At 67.2% G+C, this 19,416-nt stretch carries 21 protein-coding genes; 11 read left to right on the forward strand and 10 right to left on the reverse strand.

Annotated elements, in window-relative coordinates:
- Positions 1 to 532: 532 nt before the first annotated feature.
- The 5 genes from sdhC to MJQ72_RS37250 all read left to right on the forward strand — a co-directional run bounded on the left by sdhC (position 533) and on the right by MJQ72_RS37250 (position 5,079).
- Positions 533 to 976: a succinate dehydrogenase, cytochrome b556 subunit gene (gene sdhC, locus MJQ72_RS37230; RefSeq protein WP_081809635.1), complete on the forward strand. Its 444-nt coding sequence runs from the start codon at positions 533 to 535 to the stop codon at positions 974 to 976.
- Between the two features lie 2 nt (positions 977 to 978).
- On the forward strand, positions 979 to 1,398 hold the full coding sequence (locus MJQ72_RS37235; RefSeq protein WP_037315751.1) for a succinate dehydrogenase hydrophobic membrane anchor subunit: 420 nt from the start codon (positions 979 to 981) through the stop codon (positions 1,396 to 1,398).
- 31 nt (positions 1,399 to 1,429) lie between these two features.
- Positions 1,430 to 3,184, forward strand: a complete 1,755-nt coding sequence (gene sdhA, locus MJQ72_RS37240; protein ID WP_240595696.1) for a succinate dehydrogenase flavoprotein subunit — start codon at positions 1,430 to 1,432, stop codon at positions 3,182 to 3,184.
- Positions 3,184 to 3,954: a succinate dehydrogenase iron-sulfur subunit gene (locus MJQ72_RS37245; protein ID WP_038519442.1), complete on the forward strand. Its 771-nt coding sequence runs from the start codon at positions 3,184 to 3,186 to the stop codon at positions 3,952 to 3,954. The genes sdhA and MJQ72_RS37245 overlap by 1 nt, the downstream gene beginning before the upstream one ends.
- A 159-nt stretch (positions 3,955 to 4,113) precedes the next feature.
- On the forward strand, positions 4,114 to 5,079 hold the full coding sequence (locus MJQ72_RS37250; RefSeq protein WP_240595697.1) for a hypothetical protein: 966 nt from the start codon (positions 4,114 to 4,116) through the stop codon (positions 5,077 to 5,079).
- Between the two features lie 76 nt (positions 5,080 to 5,155).
- Here MJQ72_RS37250 and MJQ72_RS37255 read toward each other — a convergent pair whose 3' ends face one another.
- Complete coding sequence (locus MJQ72_RS37255; protein ID WP_240595698.1) at positions 5,156 to 6,403, reverse strand: M14 family zinc carboxypeptidase; 1,248 nt, start codon at positions 6,401 to 6,403, stop codon at positions 5,156 to 5,158.
- 132 nt (positions 6,404 to 6,535) lie between these two features.
- On the opposite strand from MJQ72_RS37255, the gene MJQ72_RS37260 reads away from it, so the two are divergent.
- Positions 6,536 to 7,453 carry a hypothetical protein gene (locus MJQ72_RS37260; protein ID WP_240595699.1) on the forward strand — a complete coding sequence of 306 codons (918 nt, stop codon included), beginning with the start codon at positions 6,536 to 6,538 and terminating at the stop codon, positions 7,451 to 7,453.
- A 179-nt stretch (positions 7,454 to 7,632) separates the two neighbouring features.
- Here MJQ72_RS37260 and MJQ72_RS37265 read toward each other — a convergent pair whose 3' ends face one another.
- Positions 7,633 to 9,045 (reverse strand): S8 family serine peptidase, encoded by a 1,413-nt coding sequence (locus tag MJQ72_RS37265; protein WP_240595700.1) that lies wholly within the window; start codon positions 9,043 to 9,045, stop codon positions 7,633 to 7,635.
- A gap of 79 nt (positions 9,046 to 9,124) precedes the next feature.
- The gene (locus MJQ72_RS37270; RefSeq protein ID WP_240595701.1) at positions 9,125 to 9,379 is read right to left on the reverse strand and encodes an SCO4848 family membrane protein; all 255 of its coding nucleotides are present in this window, start codon (positions 9,377 to 9,379) and stop codon (positions 9,125 to 9,127) included.
- Positions 9,380 to 9,422: 43 nt separating this feature from the next.
- On the opposite strand from MJQ72_RS37270, the gene MJQ72_RS37275 reads away from it, so the two are divergent.
- On the forward strand, positions 9,423 to 10,661 hold the full coding sequence (locus tag MJQ72_RS37275) for a D-alanyl-D-alanine carboxypeptidase family protein (protein ID WP_240595702.1): 1,239 nt from the start codon (positions 9,423 to 9,425) through the stop codon (positions 10,659 to 10,661).
- 2 nt (positions 10,662 to 10,663) lie between these two features.
- Here MJQ72_RS37275 and MJQ72_RS37280 read toward each other — a convergent pair whose 3' ends face one another.
- On the reverse strand, positions 10,664 to 11,686 hold the full coding sequence (locus MJQ72_RS37280; protein WP_240595703.1) for a YhjD/YihY/BrkB family envelope integrity protein: 1,023 nt from the start codon (positions 11,684 to 11,686) through the stop codon (positions 10,664 to 10,666).
- A gap of 41 nt (positions 11,687 to 11,727) precedes the next feature.
- Complete coding sequence (gene trpS / locus MJQ72_RS37285) at positions 11,728 to 12,747, reverse strand: tryptophan--tRNA ligase (protein WP_240595704.1); 1,020 nt, start codon at positions 12,745 to 12,747, stop codon at positions 11,728 to 11,730.
- Positions 12,748 to 12,910: 163 nt separating this feature from the next.
- Here trpS and MJQ72_RS37290 point away from each other — a divergent pair, with 163 nt between their 5' ends.
- Positions 12,911 to 13,657, forward strand: a complete 747-nt coding sequence (locus tag MJQ72_RS37290) for a trypsin-like serine protease (RefSeq protein WP_240595705.1) — start codon at positions 12,911 to 12,913, stop codon at positions 13,655 to 13,657.
- Positions 13,658 to 13,763: 106 nt separating this feature from the next.
- On the opposite strand, the gene MJQ72_RS37295 is transcribed toward MJQ72_RS37290, so the two are convergent.
- Both MJQ72_RS37295 and MJQ72_RS37300 read right to left on the reverse strand, forming a co-directional pair.
- On the reverse strand, positions 13,764 to 13,955 hold the full coding sequence (locus MJQ72_RS37295; protein WP_240595706.1) for a hypothetical protein: 192 nt from the start codon (positions 13,953 to 13,955) through the stop codon (positions 13,764 to 13,766).
- Between the two features lie 207 nt (positions 13,956 to 14,162).
- A complete protein-coding gene (locus MJQ72_RS37300) occupies positions 14,163 to 14,492 on the reverse strand; it encodes a hypothetical protein (RefSeq protein WP_240601521.1) in 330 nt (109 codons plus the stop codon).
- A gap of 400 nt (positions 14,493 to 14,892) precedes the next feature.
- Here MJQ72_RS37300 and MJQ72_RS37305 point away from each other — a divergent pair, with 400 nt between their 5' ends.
- Positions 14,893 to 15,780: a glycoside hydrolase family 19 protein gene (locus MJQ72_RS37305; protein ID WP_240595707.1), complete on the forward strand. Its 888-nt coding sequence runs from the start codon at positions 14,893 to 14,895 to the stop codon at positions 15,778 to 15,780.
- Between the two features lie 56 nt (positions 15,781 to 15,836).
- On the opposite strand, the gene MJQ72_RS37310 is transcribed toward MJQ72_RS37305, so the two are convergent.
- On the reverse strand, positions 15,837 to 16,340 hold the full coding sequence (locus tag MJQ72_RS37310; RefSeq protein WP_240595708.1) for a MarR family winged helix-turn-helix transcriptional regulator: 504 nt from the start codon (positions 16,338 to 16,340) through the stop codon (positions 15,837 to 15,839).
- Positions 16,341 to 16,405: 65 nt separating this feature from the next.
- Between MJQ72_RS37310 and MJQ72_RS37315 the strand changes: the two genes are divergently transcribed.
- Complete coding sequence (locus MJQ72_RS37315; protein ID WP_240595709.1) at positions 16,406 to 16,906, forward strand: cupin domain-containing protein; 501 nt, start codon at positions 16,406 to 16,408, stop codon at positions 16,904 to 16,906.
- Here MJQ72_RS37315 and MJQ72_RS37320 read toward each other — a convergent pair.
- Together MJQ72_RS37320 and MJQ72_RS37325 are read right to left on the reverse strand one after the other, a co-directional pair.
- Positions 16,900 to 17,763: a hypothetical protein gene (locus tag MJQ72_RS37320; RefSeq protein ID WP_240595710.1), complete on the reverse strand. Its 864-nt coding sequence runs from the start codon at positions 17,761 to 17,763 to the stop codon at positions 16,900 to 16,902. The two genes, MJQ72_RS37315 and MJQ72_RS37320, sit on opposite strands and share 7 nt — an antisense overlap.
- 27 nt (positions 17,764 to 17,790) lie before the next feature.
- The gene (locus MJQ72_RS37325; protein ID WP_240595711.1) at positions 17,791 to 18,597 is read right to left on the reverse strand and encodes an exodeoxyribonuclease III; all 807 of its coding nucleotides are present in this window, start codon (positions 18,595 to 18,597) and stop codon (positions 17,791 to 17,793) included.
- Between the two features lie 45 nt (positions 18,598 to 18,642).
- On the opposite strand from MJQ72_RS37325, the gene MJQ72_RS37330 reads away from it, so the two are divergent.
- On the forward strand, positions 18,643 to 19,386 hold the full coding sequence (locus tag MJQ72_RS37330; protein WP_240595712.1) for an MBL fold metallo-hydrolase: 744 nt from the start codon (positions 18,643 to 18,645) through the stop codon (positions 19,384 to 19,386).
- The last annotated feature ends 30 nt before the right edge of the window (positions 19,387 to 19,416 follow it).

Below are 19,416 nucleotides of genomic sequence, written 5' to 3' on the forward strand. Positions count from 1 at the left end.
TGTGTCTCCCTCCCCGCTGATCCAGCGGATGGTCCGAAGAAAGCGACCCGGCGACGCTGCCGGGTTCGACCGAGAGACGGTACCTAACGGCCGCTTTGCTGCCATAGGAAAGGCACGCTACGTAACACAAACGTTTACTCATGAGTCGTAAGCGCGACGAACGGAGTACGCACGGTGATCGGAATGGAGTAATCGCAGGCAGCGCGCGGCCCCCGGGCCGCGTGACGCGCCGAAGATCGTCACACACCGTTCAGACGCTCCGGCGGGCCGCTCGCGCGTCCACAGTGGACGAACCGGTGAGTTACCGGCCCTCGTCACTCGATCGTGCGAGGGTCCCGATGTCTGGTCCATCACACAGAGGAACCCGGAGGTGAGCCCACCGTGAGGTGCGGGTCTAGCATCCTTTTCATCCACGCTCGATGACCATGATCTCGGCACCGTCGCCGGAGCCGTCCCAGGTGGACGTCCCGGCGGCAGGCGCGGAAACCAGCGGTCAGCGGGCCCAAGCCATGACGTTGGAGGCCGTTCACCGATGTCCACCACGGCTAGCACCGCCACCGAGGCGGCCGCGAGCGATCGGGCGGGTGCCTCACGCCGGCAAGGGACGTTCTACCGGGGAGACCCCGGTATGTGGTCCTGGGTGCTGCACCGCATCACCGGCGTGCTGACATTCTTCTTCCTCTTCGTGCACGTGCTCGACACCGCGCTCGTGCGCGTGTCGCCCGACACGTACAACGAGGTCATCGAGACCTACAAGACCCCGCTGGTCAACCTCCTCGAGGTCGGCCTCGTCGGCGCGGTGCTGTTCCACGCGCTCAACGGCATCCGGGTCATGCTGGTCGACTTCTGGGAGAAGGGACCGAAGTTCCAGAAGCCGATGCTCTGGACCATCCTGGCCATCTGGGTCGTGGTGATGATTCCCGGTGCCTTCTTCATGATGAAGCGCACCGTCGAAGTTATGTTCGGGGGGCACTGACCATGGCATCCGAAGTTCTCGCACTCGACAAGCCGCGCTCGCCGAAGCGCCCCGCTGCCCGCCGCAGCAACTTCGAGCTCTACAGCTGGCTGTTCATGCGCATCTCGGGCCTCGCCCTGATCGTGCTGGTGCTCGGCCACCTGTTCATCATGAACATCCTCGACGGCGGCGTGCACCGCATCAACTGGGGCTTCGTCGCCGGCCGCTGGGCCTCGCCGTTCTGGCAGTTCTGGGACCTGTCGATGCTGTGGCTCGCCGAGATCCACGGCGGCAACGGGCTGCGCACGATCATCGACGACTACGCCCGCAAGGACAGCACCCGGTTCTGGCTGAAGATCGTGCTCTACGTCTCGATGGTGCTGATCCTCGCCGTCGGCACGATGGTGATCTTCACCTTCGATCCCGGTATCTCGGCCAACTGACGCCCCACCACACGTTCAAAGCGGAGTCCTCATGCAGTTCCACAAGTACGACGTGGTGATCGTCGGCGCCGGTGGCGCCGGCATGCGCGCGGCCATCGAATCCGGCCAGCGTGCCCGCACCGCGGTCCTCACCAAGCTCTACCCGACGCGTTCGCACACCGGCGCCGCCCAGGGCGGCATGTGCGCCGCGCTGGCGAACGTCGAAGAGGACAACTGGGAGTGGCACACCTTCGACACGATCAAGGGCGGCGACTACCTGGTCGACCAGGACGCCGCCGAGATCATGGCGAAGGAAGCCATCGACGCGGTCCTCGACCTCGAAAAGATGGGCCTGCCGTTCAACCGGACGCCCGAAGGCAAGATCGACCAGCGCCGCTTCGGCGGGCACACCCGTGACCACGGCAAGGCCGCGGTGCGCCGCGCCTGCTACGCCGCGGACCGCACGGGGCACATGATCCTGCAGACGCTGTATCAAAACTGCGTCAAGCACGGCACCGAGTTCTTCAACGAGTTCTACGTGCTCGACCTGGTGCTGACCCCGGACGAGAACGGCAACCCGGCCGCTTCCGGCGTCGTCGCCTACGAGCTGGCGACCGGCGAGCTGCACGTCTTCCAGGCGAAGTCGATCGTGTTCGCCACCGGCGGCGCGGGCAAGATCTTCAAGACGACGTCGAACGCGCACACCCTCACCGGTGACGGCCTCGGCATCATCTTCCGCAAGGGCCTGCCGCTGGAGGACATGGAGTTCTTCCAGTTCCACCCGACAGGTCTGGCCGGGCTCGGCATCCTCATCTCCGAGGCCGTGCGCGGCGAGGGCGGCATCCTCCGCAACGCCGACGGCGAGCGGTTCATGGAGCGCTACGCCCCCACCATCAAGGACCTCGCGCCGCGTGACATCGTCGCCCGGTCGATGGTGCAGGAAGTGCTGCAGGGCCGCGGTTGCGGGCCGAACAAGGACTACGTCGTCCTCGACGTCACGCACATCCCGGAAGAGACGCTGAACGCGAAACTCCCGGACATCATGGAGTTCTCGCGGACGTACCTGGGCGTCGACCCGGTCACCGAGCCGGTGCCCGTGTTCCCGACCTGCCACTACGTGATGGGCGGAATCCCGACCAACATCCACGGCGAGGCGTTGCGGGACAACGAGAACGTCATCCCCGGCCTGTACGCCGCGGGCGAGGTCGCGTGCGTGTCCGTGCACGGCTCGAACCGGCTCGGCACCAACTCGCTGCTCGACATCAACGTGTTCGGCCGTCGCGCCGGCATCGCGGCCGCCGAGTACGCGCTGGCGCACGAGCACATCGAGCTGCCGGAGAACCCGACCAAGGTCGTCGAGGACCAGCTCGCGCTGCTTCTTTCGGAGCACGGTGACGAGCGCGTCGCCGACATCCGCACCGAGCTGCAGAAGACGATGGACTCGCACGCTTCGGTGTACCGCACGGAGGACACGCTCAAGCAGGCGCTGACCGACGTGCAGGCGCTGAAGGAGCGGTACAGCCGGATCACCGTGTCGGACAAGGGGAAGCGGTACAACACCGACGTCCTCGAAGCCGTCGAGCTGGGCTTCCTGCTCGAACTCGCCGAGGTCCTGGTCGTCGGCGCCCTGGCGCGCAAGGAATCCCGCGGCGGCCACGCGCGCGAGGACTACCCGAACCGCGACGACACGAACTTCATGCGGCACACCATGGCCTACAAGGAGGGCGAAGGGCTCACCGCCGACGTCCGCCTGGACTACAAGCCGGTGACCTTCACCCGCTACGAACCGATGGAGCGGAAGTACTGATGACCACGGCAACCCCCGAGAAGTCGGAGGCCGTGTCCTCCGACCACACGCCGATCACCGTCACGCTGAAGATCCTCCGGTTCAACCCCGAGATCGACAACGAGCCGCACTGGGAGTCCTACGACGTCCCGGCGCAGCGCACCGACCGGCTGCTGAACCTGCTCTTCTACGTGAAGGACTACATCGACGGGACGTTCTCGTTCCGTCGCTCGTGCGCGCACGGCGTCTGCGGTTCCGACGCGATGCAGATCAACGGCATCAACCGGCTGGCGTGCAAGGTCCTGATGAAGGACCTGCTGTCGCAGGACGGCAAGAAGACGACGATCACCATCGCGCCGATCAAGGGCCTGACGACGCTCAAGGACCTTTACGTCGACATGGACCCGTTCTTCGAGGCGTACAAGGCCGTGAAGCCGTACCTGATCGCCTACGGGAACGAGCCCACGCGCGAGCGGATCCAGTCGCAGGCCGACCGCGACCGGTTCGACGACACGACCAAGTGCATCCTGTGCGCCTGCTGCACGTCCTCGTGCCCGGTGTACTGGAACGACGGCTCGTACTTCGGCCCGGCCGCGATCGTCAACGCGCACCGGTTCATCTTCGACTCGCGTGACGAAGGCGCCGAAGAGCGTCTCGACATCCTGAACGACTCCGAGGGTGTCTGGCGGTGCCGGACGACGTTCAACTGCACCGACGCGTGCCCGCGCGGTATCCAGGTGACGAAGGCTATTCAGGAAGTGAAGCGCGCCCTGCTCTTCAAGCGCGTCTGACGCTTCTGGTCCAAGTACATGAAGGCCCCCTTCCTTGCGCTAGACGCAAGGAAGGGGCCTTCATGTACTTGCGGCCGAGTTATCCACAAGCATCCGGTTATCCACAGGTGGCGGGAATGGCGCTGGTGGAGCAGTAGCCACCGCGCTCATGCTGGCTGCATGACCAAGAGGGGGAGATGGGCTCAGCACCCTGAACTGCTGTCTGAACGAAGCCGCAATGGCGTCGTCCGGGCCTCCGATCTGGAAAGTCTGGAAATGAGCAGCAGAACGATCTATACCCGCTGCTTACCCGGCGGGCCTTGGCGGCGGCTGCTTCCGGGCATAGTCCTGCTGCACAACAACGAACCGACATCCGAACAGCTCGTGACCGCAGGCCTCCTGCACGGGGGCGAGGACGCGGTTCTCACCGGCACGGAAGCCTGTCTCCGGCACGGCCTTCGGCAGGCGGCGATGCCGCCGGATACAGGACTGCACCTGCTGATTCCGCACGACCGGAAGATCCGCAGCACCGGCTTCGTGACAATGGAGCGGACGATCCGATTGCCGGCGCCGGTCACCCGGAACGGAGTTCCCCTGGCTCCGCTGATCCGGGCCGCGACGGATACAGTGCGCCGGCTCGGGAACGCCGAGCAGGTGGAGGCGATCCTGATCGAAGCGGTCCAGAAAGGCGGGTGCCACCCGAAAGCGCTGCTCCGCGAGCTCGATCACGGCTCGCTACGAGGAACTGCGGTGCCGAGACGGTTGCTGACAGGTTGGGTGGACCTCCGTTCCATGGCGGAGTCACGGGCCAAAGCGCTGGCACAGCGCCTACCTGTTCCCCCGAGCCATTGGAACACGGCAATCCACGACCGTGAGGGCCGCTATATCGGGCGTCCGGACGCGATGTGGCAGGACGTGGGCCTCGTTTGGGAAATCGATTCGTTCGAGTTTCACTTCCGCAAAGCGGACTACGCGCGAACCGTCGACCGCAACACCCGGTACGCGGCGGCGGGCCTCGTCGTCGTGCAAACCCTGCCTTCCCGGCTGCGAGACGATCCCGACGGCGTCCTCTCCGATCTCAGTGCCGCTCATCGTGTCGCCTCAGCCAGGCCCCGGCCCGATTTCCACCTCTCGCCAGCCGCCTGAAGTACATGAAGGCCCCCTTCCTGTACCTAGGCGCAAGGAAGGGGGCCTTCATGTACTTGGACCTACGACCAGCGAGCTACTCCAGCACCCGGGCCAGAGCGGCAGAGTCGGCGGTACCGGGCAGCTGGTCGAAAGTCTCCGGATCGATGCGCTCGACAGCGCCGGTGCTCACGTCCCGCAGCATGTTGTACAGCCCGGCCATCACCGCGCGCGTGAAGTGTTCCCGGTGCTGCTGCCCGAGCGTCTGCGTCTGCCCGCGCACCTCGAACAGCACCGTCCCCGTCCCGTTCAAGGCGAACGAACACCGTGCCTGCCCCGGCAGATCCCGGTCCGGCGCGTGCGGATACCGCGCCCCGACGAACCCACGCGACGTCATCCCGTTGAACGCGCTGATCGCCAGCTGCCGCGATTCGTCCTTTGTGTACACGTCGCGGTACTTCGCGTACTTCTGACCGGGCTCGAAGAACTTGTCCGGCAGCGGCGGATAGTCGATGCCGACGTCGAGGAGCCGGTTGCTGCCTTCCTGGCGGACGCACGCGCCTTGGTGGTGCAGATCGACGTAGACGTCAGGCACCTTCCCGCGCCGAGCGGTCAGCTCCACGTACACCGAACGCAGCGCCCGCGCCTCGGGCGTGATGAACCAGCCCGGCTGATCCGGCGCACCCGGGACGTCCTCCGCGCGCGGGACGTAGTTCAGGTCAGGGTTGAAGTCGCGGTTGACATCGAATCCCGGCCGCTTCCGGTAGTCGTCGCCCTGGAGGACGTCACTGAGGTAGTTCCAAGTAGGCGGCCGGTCCTTCAGCTGGGGGAACTTCCGTTGCACCTCGGCCCACGACAGGTCGTTGCCGCGCCGGTCGAGTTCGGCGCCGTCCGGATTCAGTTTCGGCACCGCGACGAAGGTGATCGTCTTCCGCAGCCGCTCGGCGTCCCGCGACTCCGAAGTCCCGAGGTAGTCCAGGATCCGGAGCAGGGCGTCGGTGCCGGTCTTCTCGTTCCCGTGGATCTCGCTGGAGACCACGAAGACCTTCGGGCCGGTCCCGACGGTCGCCTGATGGATCACCCGGCCGCGGTTGGACCGTCCGACCTCCTTGACCGCCACTCGCCCCTTGCTCGCGCGCTCGAGCCTGCCGAGTTCCCGCACCATCTCGCGATAGTCGGTGAACTCGTCGATGGGCAGCTCCCGCGGTTCCTCGCTGCAGGGTGCCACCGAAGGAGCCGCCGCCGCGGGCGTGCCGACAAGCGGGAGCATCGCCAGCCCCACCACCACGGGAACCAACCGGCCGAACACCGACATCGTGAACTCCCCACTGTCGAAGGTGCTCATAACGTAGCGAGAAGGGCACCGGTCGCGAATCCGTCGAAAGGTGCTTCGCCGCCAAGAAGACCGTTGGAAACGGTGTGTGACTGGGATAGCCTGGAGAGTCACCAAGCCGGGTGACCGAGGGGCGGCGAGGCGATGGGTGCTGGTTCGGAGCTGCGCAAGATTCTGTCCCAACGACTGCTGCCCTTGATCGCGGAGATCGAAGAACTGGTCTATCGCTACGGGTATATCCGCGTTTTCGGCAGCGCGGTGGCCATGTTGGGAACGGCGGGGCTACTCGGACAAGTGCTCGGCATCGCCTGGCTGCGGACAACGTTCGCGACAGCGGCGGCCTTCCTGTTCGTCATCGCCGCGTTGGTCTCGTTCGCCGGAGGCCAGAAACAGCGGACCAAACTGACCAACGCGGAGAACATCCTGCACGGTTACGCGGACGCCATGCACACGGAATCACCGATCGTCGTCAAGGAGTGGCGACAGGACGTGATCATCGAAGACAACGGGGACGCATACTGCCGGCGCACGTTGATCCTCGACGCCGCGGCCAATGGAAAGCCCCGGTATGTCTCGATCAATCTGGTGTATTACGGAGCCGGCCCGCTCACCGACAGGGCCAGGCGCAGGGTCGTCTGCAAAGCGTTTCACGCGGGAGCCGAAAACTCGGCGGAACGTACGCGCGCCAACGCGACGTCGACCTGGAAGACCGCCCGGAACGGGAAGCCTCGCCTGGATGTCTATGTCCACCTCGGAACTTTTGTCCAGGACGGCGATCTGGTCACCGTCGAGTGGGTCTGGCCGAAATACTCCGCCGACCTCATGAGCGGTGCGGCACCGGAGGCCTTCGACGTGGTCTTCGACAAGGAAGTCAGCAGCTTCACTCATCGAGTCGTGTTCCGGAACATCCGGAATCCGTCACTTTTCACCGTGCGAAACCAAGGCGCACGGAATTTCAAGAAAGAGACTCAGGGCCGGGACGTGATCGTGGAGTTTTCCGCGACCCACCCGGAGATGAATCAACAGATGGGCTTCATCGCGGACTACACCCGCAACGGATGAGCAGAGGCCGGGAAGCATCAGCTTCCCGGCCTCTGCCGAAGACCTCGGGTGGTCAGTTACCGCCCGTTTCGGAACCGCCGCTCATTGTGAATTCCATTCGAGTGTATTCATCTGGGGCGCCCACGATACACCTGAACTCTTGAGCGGCGCTTCTCGTGGTCCATCACTTCTGTGTGAAATTACTTCACCGCGTCCAGGGCGTTGACGCGGCCGTGACCGTAGTACGAGTTGTCCTTCGCCGGGCCTTCGCAGACCGGCGCCGCGGTCCCGCAGGGAACCGCGTCCGCCTGGTGCTCCAGCAGCCACCTCAGCGCCGCGGGCGGAGCGTGGCGGTAGCGGGACGCCAGCAGTGCGGCGACACCGGCGGCGTGCGGAGACGCCATCGAGGTGCCGCACTTGGCACCGTAGCCGCCGTTGAAGATCGTCGACAGCGGGCAACCGACGCCCTGGCCGACGGGCGGCAGCTGGGCGCGGTCGCCGCCGGGGGCGGTGACCGAAACGTCGTCACCGTAGTTGCTGTACGACGACTTCGTGCCCGCGTAGCCGATGGCCGAGACGTTGACGACGCCGTCGATCGCCTTGGGCAGGATGCCGCAGCTCTCGTCGACCGGGTGCGGGCGGTTCGGGTCGGTGGTCTGCTCGTCCGGGTCGAAACCGCTGTTGCCGGCGGCGGCGACGTTCAGCACGCCACGGCCGGTCGAGTAGGTCACCGCGCGGCGGACGGCCTCGTACGCGGCCGCGTCGCCCGGCTCCTTCGAGCAGTAGAACATGCCCGGGTCGATGTAGTAGCTGTTGTTCGTGACCGGGAAGCGGTGCTTCGCCGCCCACATGAACCCGCACACCGCGGCCTCGGGGAGGATCAGGCCGTCGTCGTTCACGACCTTCACCGACGCCAGCTTGACGCCGGGCGCGACACCCGTGAAGCCGCGCGCCGCGTCCTTGCCCGCGATCGTGCCGGCGACGTGCGTGCCGTGGTCGGAGTTCGTGGGCGCCCAGGCGGCGGGGGTGGTGTCGGGCGCGCCGCTGTTGCAGCCGGCGGACACCGACGGGTCGAGGGCCGCCTTCAGCGCCGGGTGGGTGGGCTCGATGCCCGAGTCCAGCACGCCGACGGTCACCGAGCGGCTGCCACCGGAGATCTTGTTCGCCTCGGGAGCCTGGATCGCCCGCATGTCCCACTGCTGGGCCGACAGGTCCTCTTCGACCGCGACGCTGGTGGTCTCTTCGTTCTCCTTGGTGTCGACCACGGCGGAGCGGGTCGAGCGGGTGGTCGACACCGGCGGGAACGCGACGTCACGACCGCCCGAGTAGGCGCGGAAGACACCGATCTTCGCCTGGAAGTCGGCGTTGCGCGAGGTCGCCACCGCGACCCCGATCTCCGGGTAGTACGCGACCTTCTCGCCGCACTTCGCGCGCAGCTCGCTGTCGACCTTGCGTTCCGGGGTACGCGGGTTGTAGAGCACCACGTAGTTGAACGGCGCGCTCGCGGTGTCGCACTGCGGCGCGGGCGCCGCGCTCGCCGACGGGGCCGCGAACACGCTTCCCGCCGCCGCCGCGACGAGCGCGGGGACGAGCAGGCGTCTGATCCGGGACATTCCACCTCCATGATTCGGTGGAGTGAACGTAAGCGAGCCGGAGCCTGCCCAACACCGTCAAAAGGACGACAAAACCCGATCAGGCGTCAGCCTTTTCCTCGTCCCGTGACTTGGCGCCACGAAGCGTGCGCAGACCGATGACGCCGATGATGGTGCCGAGCACGAACGAGACCACCGTCAGCACCGCGTGCACGATGAAGTAGGCGGTGGGCGAGCCGTCCGCGGCCCAGGCGCGGTCACTGTCCCAGAGATTCTTGGCGAACGTGATCCAGATGATCCACGACCACACGCCGAAACCCAGCAGGAACATCGAAGTACCTCGCGAAATGCGCATGCCCCTGAGTATGCAGCGGGCCCGGCGACGCTACATTGCTCGGGTGCACAGCGCTATCTCCCGGTCGCTCCTGGTCCTCGTTTCCGGTGTGCTCGCCCTCGCGGTGACGCCGGTGGCCACAGCCGCCCCGAAGCCACCAGCCCAGGCGCAGCCGTGCGCGAACAAGGTGACGCCTCCCCCGCCCATCGACACCTCCGAGAAGCCTCGCCCCGGTGAGGCCGCGCCGGCGCCGTTGCCGGTCCCGCCGGTTCCGGTGGGCGGCGACCGGATGGCCGAATGCGGGCTCGTGCTCCCGAAGCGCGCGCTGAACCCGCCCGAGGGGAGCACCGCCGCGGCCTGGGTGCTGCAGGACCTCGACAACGGCGACATCATCGCGGCGAAGGACCCGCACGCCCGGCAGCGGCCGGCGTCGCTGATCAAGGTCCTGCTCGGGCTGGTCGTGGTCACCGAACTCCCGCCGAACAAGGTCGTCGTGCCGACCAAGGAGGACGCCGAGCAGGAGTGCACCTGCATGGGCATCGCCGCGGGCGGTCAGTACACAGTGGACCAGCTGCTGCACGGCCTGCTGATGCATTCGGGCAACGACGCGGCGCACGCGCTCTCCACCGTGCTCGGCGGGGTGGACGGGACGCTGGCGAAGATGAACGCGCTGGCCACGCGCATCGGCGCCACGGACACCCGGGCCGCGACCCCGTCCGGGCTCGACGGCCCCGGTATGTCGACCTCGGCCTACGACATGAGCCTGATCTTCCACTACGCGATGAAGAAGCCCGAATTCGCCAAGGTGGTCAAGACCAAGAGCTTCGAAATCCCGCCCACCGCGGGGAAACCGGTCATCACGATCTACAACGACAACAAACTCCTCGGCAGCTACCCCGGGTTCACCGGCGGGAAGACCGGTTTCACCGACGACGCGCGCCACACCTACGCGGGCAGCGCGCTCCAGAACGGTCACCGGGTCGGCGTCGTGATGCTTCGCGCCGAGCAGCGCCCGACGCGGGTCGTCGAGCAGGCGGCGAAGCTCCTCGACTACGGCATCGCGCTGCGCGAGGCCAAGGCCGAATCGGTGGGACGCATCGAATACCGGTCGCCGGAAACCGTGAACGCGGACCCGGCCAACGCCGCGCCGAACGCCGACGGAGCCTCGAACAGCGGCGCCGCCGCCGCGGCCGAAGACCCGTTCGGCGTGACGGGCTGGATCATCACGTTGGTGGTCTTCCTGATCATCGTGGCGTCGTTCGTCATCGGCCACCAGCGCAAGAAGGCCATGGCCGGCGAATAACGTCAGGATTTGCGGCGGCCGAACCAGCCCAGCAGCGCGCCGGTCGCGAAAGCCCCGCCGACGGCGCCGAGGCCCGGTCCCTGCTGAACGGTCACCCTCGGGTGGATCAGCACCGGGGCAGGCGGCTCGACGACCGTCTGCTGGTTCTCCTTCGCCGTCGCCGTCCAGGCGGTGACGAACAGCAAGAAGCGCGAAACGAGGTTCGCGAACACGAGCAGACCGATCACCGGGCCGAACAATGTGAACGCCGGTGATTTCGTGACGCTGCCGAGGTAAAGGGTCGCGGCCTGCTGGAGCACGATGAACCCGACCGCGGCGAAGATCGCGCCCTTGACCGCGCTGCGCAGCGCGACATGTTCTCGGGGCAGCCTCGCGATGACCCACAGGAACACCAGGGTGTTCGCGAGCAGGCCGAGCAGGATCGTCGCGACCTTCAACAGGAACACGGCCCAGCCCTGGTTCTCGAGGCCGACCAGTTCGAGCAGGAACCGCCCGACACCGCTGCCCGCCGCGGTGAGACCGAACGAGACCACCAGCGCGAGACCGAGCCCGACAAGCGACAGCAGGTCCTTGATGGTGGTCGAAACCAGCGGAAGCTTCTGCTTTTCCTGCCCCCACTGGGCGGTCAGCGCGTCACGCAGGTTCGACATCCAGCCGACGCCCGAATACAGGGCGAGCAGCAGACCGAACACCCCGATCCCGCCGCCGGACTTCAGCGCCGCACCGATGATCTCGCCGACGAGACCCCGAAGCCCATCCGGTACGGACTTCGTGATGCCGTCGACGAGTTGGTTCGTCACCGAGGTGTCGCCCCTGAGCACGATCCCGATGATCGCGAAGGCGACCATCAAGATCGGGATCACCGAAAGCACGCTGAAGTAGGTGATGGCCGCGGCGTAGTGGTTGCCGTAGCGCTCAGTGAAGGCGTCGTTCGCCCGGATGAGGTGATCGAGCCAGCCGTACTTCCGCCTCAGACGCGGTAACAGCTTGTCCTCTTCCGGCTTCGCGCCGTCATCTTTCGCCACCTTGAAACGCTAACCACGCGGCCGCGACCGCGCAGCGCGAATCAACCTGCCGGGGGAAGGAACCCGATGTTCTCGTAGACGTTCCGCAAGGTCACCGAAGCGACCTCCCTGGCCCGTTCCGCGCCGAGCGCCAGTGCCTTGTCGAGTTCGGCGACGTCGTCCAGGTAGGAGCGGACGCGCTCCTGCACCGGCGTGACCCACTCGACGAAGGCCTCCCCGACGCCCTTCTTCAGGTCGCCGTAGCCCTTTCCCTCGTAGGAGTTCTCGAGTTCGGAGACCGGCTGGTCGGTCAGGGCGGACAGGATCGTCAGCAGGTTCGAGACGCCCGGCTTGTTCTCGGCGTCGAAGACGATCTCGCGGCCGGTGTCGGTGACCGCCGAGCGCACCTTCTTCGCCGACTTCTTCGGGTCTTCGAGCAGCTCGATGAGGCCGTTGCCGGTCGACGAGGACTTGCTCATCTTCGCGGTCGGGTCCTGCAGGTCGTAGATCTTCGCCGTGTCCTTGACGATATGCGGCTCCGGCACGGTGAACGTCTTGCCGTAGCGGTTGTTGAACCGCTGCGCGAGGTTGCGCGTCAGCTCCAGGTGCTGCCGCTGGTCCTCGCCGACGGGGACCTCGTTCGCCTGGTACAGCAGGATGTCCGCGGCCTGCAGGACCGGGTACGTGAACAGGCCGACACTGGCGCGATCCGTGCCCTGCTTCGCGGCCTTGTCCTTGAACTGCGTCATCCGGCCCGCTTCGCCGAACCCGGTCTGGCATTCCAGCACCCAGCCCAGCTGGGCGTGCTCGGGCACGTGGCTCTGGACGAACAGCGCGCTGCGGGCCGGGTCGACGCCGAGCGCGAGCAACTGCGCGGCCGAGCGGCGCGTGCGATCGCGCAGCACCTTCGGGTCCTGCTCGACGGTGATCGCGTGCAGGTCGACGACCATGTAGAAGGTGTCGTGGGTGTCCTGCAGCCGCACCCATTGCCGCAGCGCACCCAGGTAGTTGCCCAGGTGGAACGAGTCGGCGGTCGGCTGGATCCCGGAGAGCACGCGCGGGCGCTTCTGTTCGTCGGACACGTCCGGATTCTGTCAGGCCACGCCGCGGCGGGTCATCCGAGGTCGGCCCGGCCGAACGGGCTAAACGGTTAAACGCCACATACTTCCGACGGTTCTGGCCACGGTGCCCGATTCCTAGCGTTCATGGCACCGGATCTTCCGGCCACACCGAAGGAGAACCCAGATGAAGGCACGATCCCTGCTGATGGGCTTGGCCATGGCGGCTGCGGCCGTCTTCTCGCTCTCCGGCGTCGCGGCGGCCGCCGAGCCCACCGGAGGCGTCCAGCCGAACATCGTCGGCGGCGGCAACGCGACCCAGGTCTACTCGTTCATGGTGTCCCAGCAGTCGAGCTCCGGTGGCCACCAGTGTGGTGGCTCACTGATCAGCTCGACCTGGGTGGTCACCGCGGCGCACTGTGGCACGCCGTACCAGGTGCGCGTCGGCACCACGAACCGCACCAGCGGCGGTACCGTCGCCCGCGTGGCCCAGCGCATCGCCCACCCGACCGCCGACCTGGCGCTGCTGCGTCTCTCGACGGCGGTGTCGCAGGCGCCGGTCACGATCGCCGACACGTCCGGGGCCGTTGGCACCGCGACGCGGATCATCGGCTGGGGCCAGACCTGCCCCGTCCGCGGTGGTTGTGGCGCCCCGATCAACCTCCAGGAGCTGAACACCTCGATCGTCGCCGACACCCGGTGCAGCGGCATCAGGGCCGCCAGCGAGATCTGCACCAACAACCCCAACGGCAACTCGGGTGCCTGCTACGGCGACTCGGGCGGCCCGCAGGTCAAGCAGGTCAGCGGTGTCTGGCAGCTGGTCGGCGCCACCAGCCGCGCCGGGAACAACAGCAGCACCTGCGCGACCGGGCCGTCGATCTACGTGGACGTCCCCTACTTCCGCAGCTGGATCCGCACCAACTCCGGCGTCTGATCCGGCCCCGCGTCGCCCCACCGTCCCCGGGGGCGACGCGGGCCAAGCCGGTTCAGCAAGGAACCGTGCGGTAGTTCGAAGAGCCGCTCCAGCAGCGCGACCGCCTTCAGGGAGTCGCACCGCTCGGGCGGCTTCTTCCTGTCCGCCAGTAGCTCAAGGTCGCGACACTGATCCGGACGCCCTGCTGGGCGAGCCGGTGCCGGATCCGGTCGAGGCCGAGGCCGCTTTCCGTGATCGCCCGGTCCAGGGCGCGGGGGAAGGGGTCACCGGGCCGGCTGCGACGCCGCGTCACCGTCATGGACCCGAGCGTGGCGATCAGCGCGCGGCTAAACAATCCGGGCCGGACTAGGTGTACCTACCCAAGAAATCCACCGACCTGCGTTTAGCGGGCTAAACGCGATGCGCCGGGCCCAGGGCACCGACCTGCGTTTAGCCCCCTAATCGCGATCCCGGGCGCGCGTCGCCTTTCGCGGGCTAAACGCGATCTGAACCGGGGAAGCGCAGGTCAGGGCCGCTGCTGAGGGGTGAGGGCGTCGTCCGCGAGCACGGCCTCGGCCATCGCGGCGACGTGCGGGGCGGCGGGCTGCGCCGGGGCGGCCGGAGCGGGGGCGACGGCGGCCGCGCGGGCCTTCCGGCGCTGACGGAACACACCGAAGGCCATGCCGACGATGCCGAGCGCGACGGCGATCAGGCCGACCGGGCCCAGCAGGCCGAACGCCATCTCCGAACGTGACGCCGACTCCGCGGCCGACGCCGGCACGGCGCCGGCGACGAGCAGCGCGACCGGGATCGCGATGACCGCCGCGGCCCGGGCCGCGGGCACCGACGATCGCATCAGGAGATGAACTGGGTTCCGCACCGGAGTGCCTCCCGTGACGTGACTTTGCCGAACCGGAACGCTAACCCGAACGAGTGAGCATTTCCAGGTTGCTGGTCAAAAAACTACCGAGCGTGTCAAGACCTGTGGGTTCTGATCAACTCGGGGCCCGAGACTAGCCCCTCACAGGGGGATGTTTCGAGCACCCCTCGCCTCAGAGTTGTCGTGCGGGGGATCGTTTCTGACAAAACCGGACAGCCGTTAGGCCATTCGGTTGTGACACGCGGCCGAACAGGCACGATCCGGCTTTCCCCGGTTGGTTTCTTGTGCGCAATGGTCTATACCTGTTGGCCATACCCCTTAAAAGGTATAGACCAATATCTCCCCTGCATGGTCCCCTCGTACGAAGGAGCCACCGATGTCTCTTCGACGTATTCTCGCGGCGATCGCCGCCACCTTCGCCGCCACGACGGTCGCCGTGGTCGTCCCGACGCAGTCCGCCTCCGCCGCGGACTGCGTGGCGCCGTGGAACGCGAGTTCGGTCTACTGGGGCGGCAACACCGCCTCCTACAACGGGCACAACTGGTCCGCGAAGTGGTGGACGCAGAACGAAGCCCCCGGTACGGCACAGGTCTGGGCCGATCAGGGCGCCTGCGGCGGCGGGACGACCAACCCGCCGAACCCGTCCGGCTTCGTGGTCAGCGAGGCGCAGTTCAACCAGATGTTCCCGAGCCGGAACCCGTTCTACACCTACAACGGCCTGGTCACCGCCCTCAGCGCGTACCCGGCCTTCGCGGGCACGGGCAGCGACACCGTGAAGAAGCAGGAAGCGGCGGCCTTCCTGGCGAACGTCAGCCACGAGACCGGCGGCCTGGTCCACATCGTCGAGCAGAACGAGGCGAACTACCCGCACTACTGCGACACGAGCCAGTCCTACGGCTGCCCCGCCGGCAACGCCGCGTACTACGGCCGCGGCCCGATCCAGCTCAGCTGGAACTTCAACTACAAGGCCGCCGGCGACGCGCTGGGCCTGCCGCTGCTGACCAACCCGTGGCTGGTGCAGAACGACGCGGCGGTCGCCTGGAAGACCGGCATCTGGTACTGGATGACCCAGAACGGTCCCGGCACGATGACCCCGCACAACGCGATGGTCAACAGCCGCGGCTTCGGCGAGACGATCCGCAGCATCAACGGGAGCATCGAGTGCAACGGCGGCAACCCCGCCCAGGTGCAGAGCCGCGTGAACAAGTACCAGCAGTTCACGGGCATCCTTGGCGTCGCCCCCGGCGGCAACCTGTACTGCTGATCCACCCAGGGAACTGAGGGGGCCCTTCGCCGCATGTGACGCGGTGAAGGGCCCCTTCAGTTTTCGTCGAGGGACGCCAGCAGCCGCCGCAGCGAAGCGTCGAGGACGCCGAGGTCCTCGCCCAGCGGCGAGAGCAGCTTCGCGACGTTCGCCGTGTGCTCGGTCATCGCGGCGTCGACGACCTCGAATCCGCGGTCGGTCAGCGTGACGCGGAAGCTGCGCCGGTCTTCGGGATCGAGCGCCCGCTCGACCAGCCCTGCCGACTCGAGTCGGTCGATCCGGCTGGTCATCCCGGCCCTGGACATCATCAGGGTCGCGGACAGTTCGGACGGGATCAGCGTGTACGGCCTCCCTGACCGCCTGAGCGCCGCGAGCACGTCGAACTCCCCTTGCTTCAAGCCGTGTTTCGCGAAGACGGCCTCGACCATCGGCGTGGTCAGCATCGTCACGCGGCCGAGGCGTCCGGCGACCCCGATCGCGGTCAGGTCCAGTTCCGGCCGCTCGCGGTGCCAGGCGTCGACGACGGCGTCGATCGCGTCCGCGCTTCGTTGTTCACTCACGAACGCAGTCTATTCGACAGGAGATAGTTTGACAGCGAACTATCAGCGATGGAACTATCGTGGTCATGACACAGCGCACCGAAACCCGTGAACCCGTCCTCGTCCGTGCCGCCGAAGCCGAGACCGTCGGCGCGGCCCCCACGCTCGTCACACTGCTCGCCGACGTCTCGACCACAGGCGGAGTCATGAGCAGCGCGAGAACACAGCTGGGCGTCGGCGCCGATGGCGCGGCGCCGCACTATCACACCGGCTCGTCCGAGATGTTCTTCATGCTCGGTGGAAAGCTGGAAGTCCTTGTGGGGGAAGAGATCGTGACCGTTTCCGAAGGGGACATGCTCGTCGTGCCGCCGCTGACCACGCACGCGTTCCGGGCGGCCGTGGACTCGCCGGCGGACGTCCTGATCGTGTTCGTCCCCGGCGTGGAACGATTCGGCTACTTCCGCCTACTGGAGAAGGTCGGGCACGGTGCGGCGACCGTCCAGGATCTCTTGGAAAGTCAGGAAAAATTCGACAACCACTTCGTCGAAAGTCCAGTGTGGACGGAGAGCGCGAAGTCCCGTCAGTAACCGCGCGGCGGGTAGCCCGGCGGCGGATATCCCTGGGGCGGGTACTGCTGCGGCGGATACGGCTGCCCGCCGTACTGTGGCTGCGGGTATTGCGGCTGCGGGTATTGCGGCTGCGGGTATTGCGGCGGATAGCCGGGGTGCTGTGGCGGATACGGCTGCTGCGGGTATTGGGGTTGCGGCGGGTACGGGGGCTGCGGCGGTGGCGCGGCGGACTGCCCGCCGCCGAGGTGGAACGGCAGGAGCGACACCAGTTGCGCGAGCCTGCCGAGCGTGGAGAGCACCTCGTCCGGCTTGGTCCGGCCGAAGGTCGGATTCTCGACGTAGACCAGCTCCGCGCCCACCAGCGACCACGTGTGCAGCTTCGACGACCGCATCGTGGCGGCGACCTGCGGCGTCAGCACACCGACCGCGACGTTCGGGTCCGTGTCGATCAGCTTGTACCAGCGGTTGAACTTCCGGTCCGCCGTGGCGGGCTCCGGGTACTGATCGACATCCCAGGCGGACTCGATACTCGACACGATCTGGAAGTTCGGCATCGGCGCGGGCAGGGTGACGACCCAGACCGTGTCGATCGAGATCGTGTCGAGCTCGTTGACCTTCTTGTTGGTCCACCGCGTGTGCACGCTCGTGACCGTCGGGCGGCGGTGGTAGTCGAAGACACTGAAACGAAGCCCGTTGTACACGCCGCTCAGCGCGCCGAACGCCATCCGCTTGTCGCCGCGCTGGTTGAACGGCAGGACCGTCCAGCGCTCCAGCAGGTTCGGCGCGTCCGGGCTGAACTCCCACCCGTACTGGCCGGACATCGCGTAGCGCTCGGCGTTCGTCGCCTCGATACGCCTGGCTTCGTTCGTCTCCATCGCACCCCCGGATCTCGTGCGCGCAGATTATCCGGAGTACGTCGCCGTCACCGGCGCGTGGTCGGACCAGCGCTGGTCGTAGGTCTCGGCGCGCTCGACCACGACGGAGGTGCACCGCTCGGCCAAGCCGGGGGTGGCGATCTGGCAGTCGATACGCCAGCCTGCGTCGTTGTCGAAAGCCTTCCCGCGGTACGACCACCACGTGTACGGGCCGGGGCCTTCCGGATCGAGCTTGCGCTGCACGTCGACGTAGCCGGCCTCGCTGAACACGCGGCCGAGCCACTCCCGCTCTTCCGGCAGGAAGCCCGAGCTCTTCTGGTTCCCCCGCCAGTTCTTCAGGTCGATCCTGTCGTAGGCGATGTTCCAGTCGCCCACAACGACGACTTCACGGCCACCGGCCTCGGCCTTGGCGCGCAGGTCGACGAGATAAGGCAGGAACGCCGCCATGAAGCGCTCCTTCTCGTCCTGGCGCGGTGTCCCGACGTCGCCGCTGGGCAGGTACAGGCTCGCGACCACGACGTTCGGCAGGTGGATCTCGGCGTAGCGGCCGCTGTCCTCGAATTCGGGCTCGCCGAAACCGATGCGGACCTCCTCCGGCTCCGCCCGGCTGAAGAGCATGACGCCGTTGCGCCCCTTCTGCACCGACGGCGCGTGCACCACGTGCCAGCCTTCGGGCGCGGCGGCACCGGCTGGGAGCTCCTTGAGCTCTGCCCGCACCTCCTGGCAGGCGACGACGTCCGCCTTCGTCGAGCCCAGCCACTCGACGAAGCCTTTTTTCGCGGCGGCACGAAGGCCGTTGACATTCACAGTGGAGACGGTCAGCACCCTTCGCACGCTACCCGGAGGGTCCGACAGAAACGGCACTGGGAGACTGCGCGCATGAGCGAGCTGACCGTGCTGGGCAGCTGCGGCGCCTGGCCGGAACCCGGCCGGGCCTGCGCCGGCTTCCTCCTGGTTCACGAGGGTTTCAAGGTGGTGCTCGACCTCGGCTACGGCGCCGCGTCACGGCTGTTCGAGCACTGCCCGGAAGGCCGGGTCGACGCGGTGGTGGTGACGCACGAGCATCCCGACCATTGCGCCGATGTGAGCGCGCTCGGCCGGGCCCGCGCCTACGGGCTGCCGGACGAGCCGCGGATCCCGCTGCACTGCACGCCGGGCACGGTGCGACGGCTCGAAGCGATGGAACCGCGCCCGCATCCGACGACGATCTTCGACGTGTGCGAACTCGGCCCGCCGCGCGAGGTCGGGCCGTTCCGGATGACCACGTTCCTGCTGCCGCACCACGTGCCGAACCACGGGATCCGGCTGGCCGCGCCCGGGCTGACCGTCGCCTACACCGGCGACAGCGGGCCCAGCCCGCTGCTCGCGGAGCTGGCGCGCGACGCCGACCTGCTCATCGCCGACGCCACGCTCCAGGGGCCGTCCCCCGACGAGACGCCACGCCTGGTGTCGACGGCGGGCGAGGCCGGGTACTGGGCCGAGCGCGGAGGCGCCCGGCGGCTGCTGCTCACCCACTTCTGGCCCGGCTCCGACCGCGAGATCTCGGTGGCCGAAGCAAAGCGGGAGTTCAGCGGCGAGGTGCTGGCGGCCGCGGAAGGCACCCACCTGCGTTTAGCGGGCTAAACGCGATCCCGCAGGTCAACGCCCACTTGC

The sequence above is a fragment of the Amycolatopsis sp. EV170708-02-1 genome (assembly GCF_022479115.1).
Taxonomy (GTDB): domain Bacteria; phylum Actinomycetota; class Actinomycetes; order Mycobacteriales; family Pseudonocardiaceae; genus Amycolatopsis.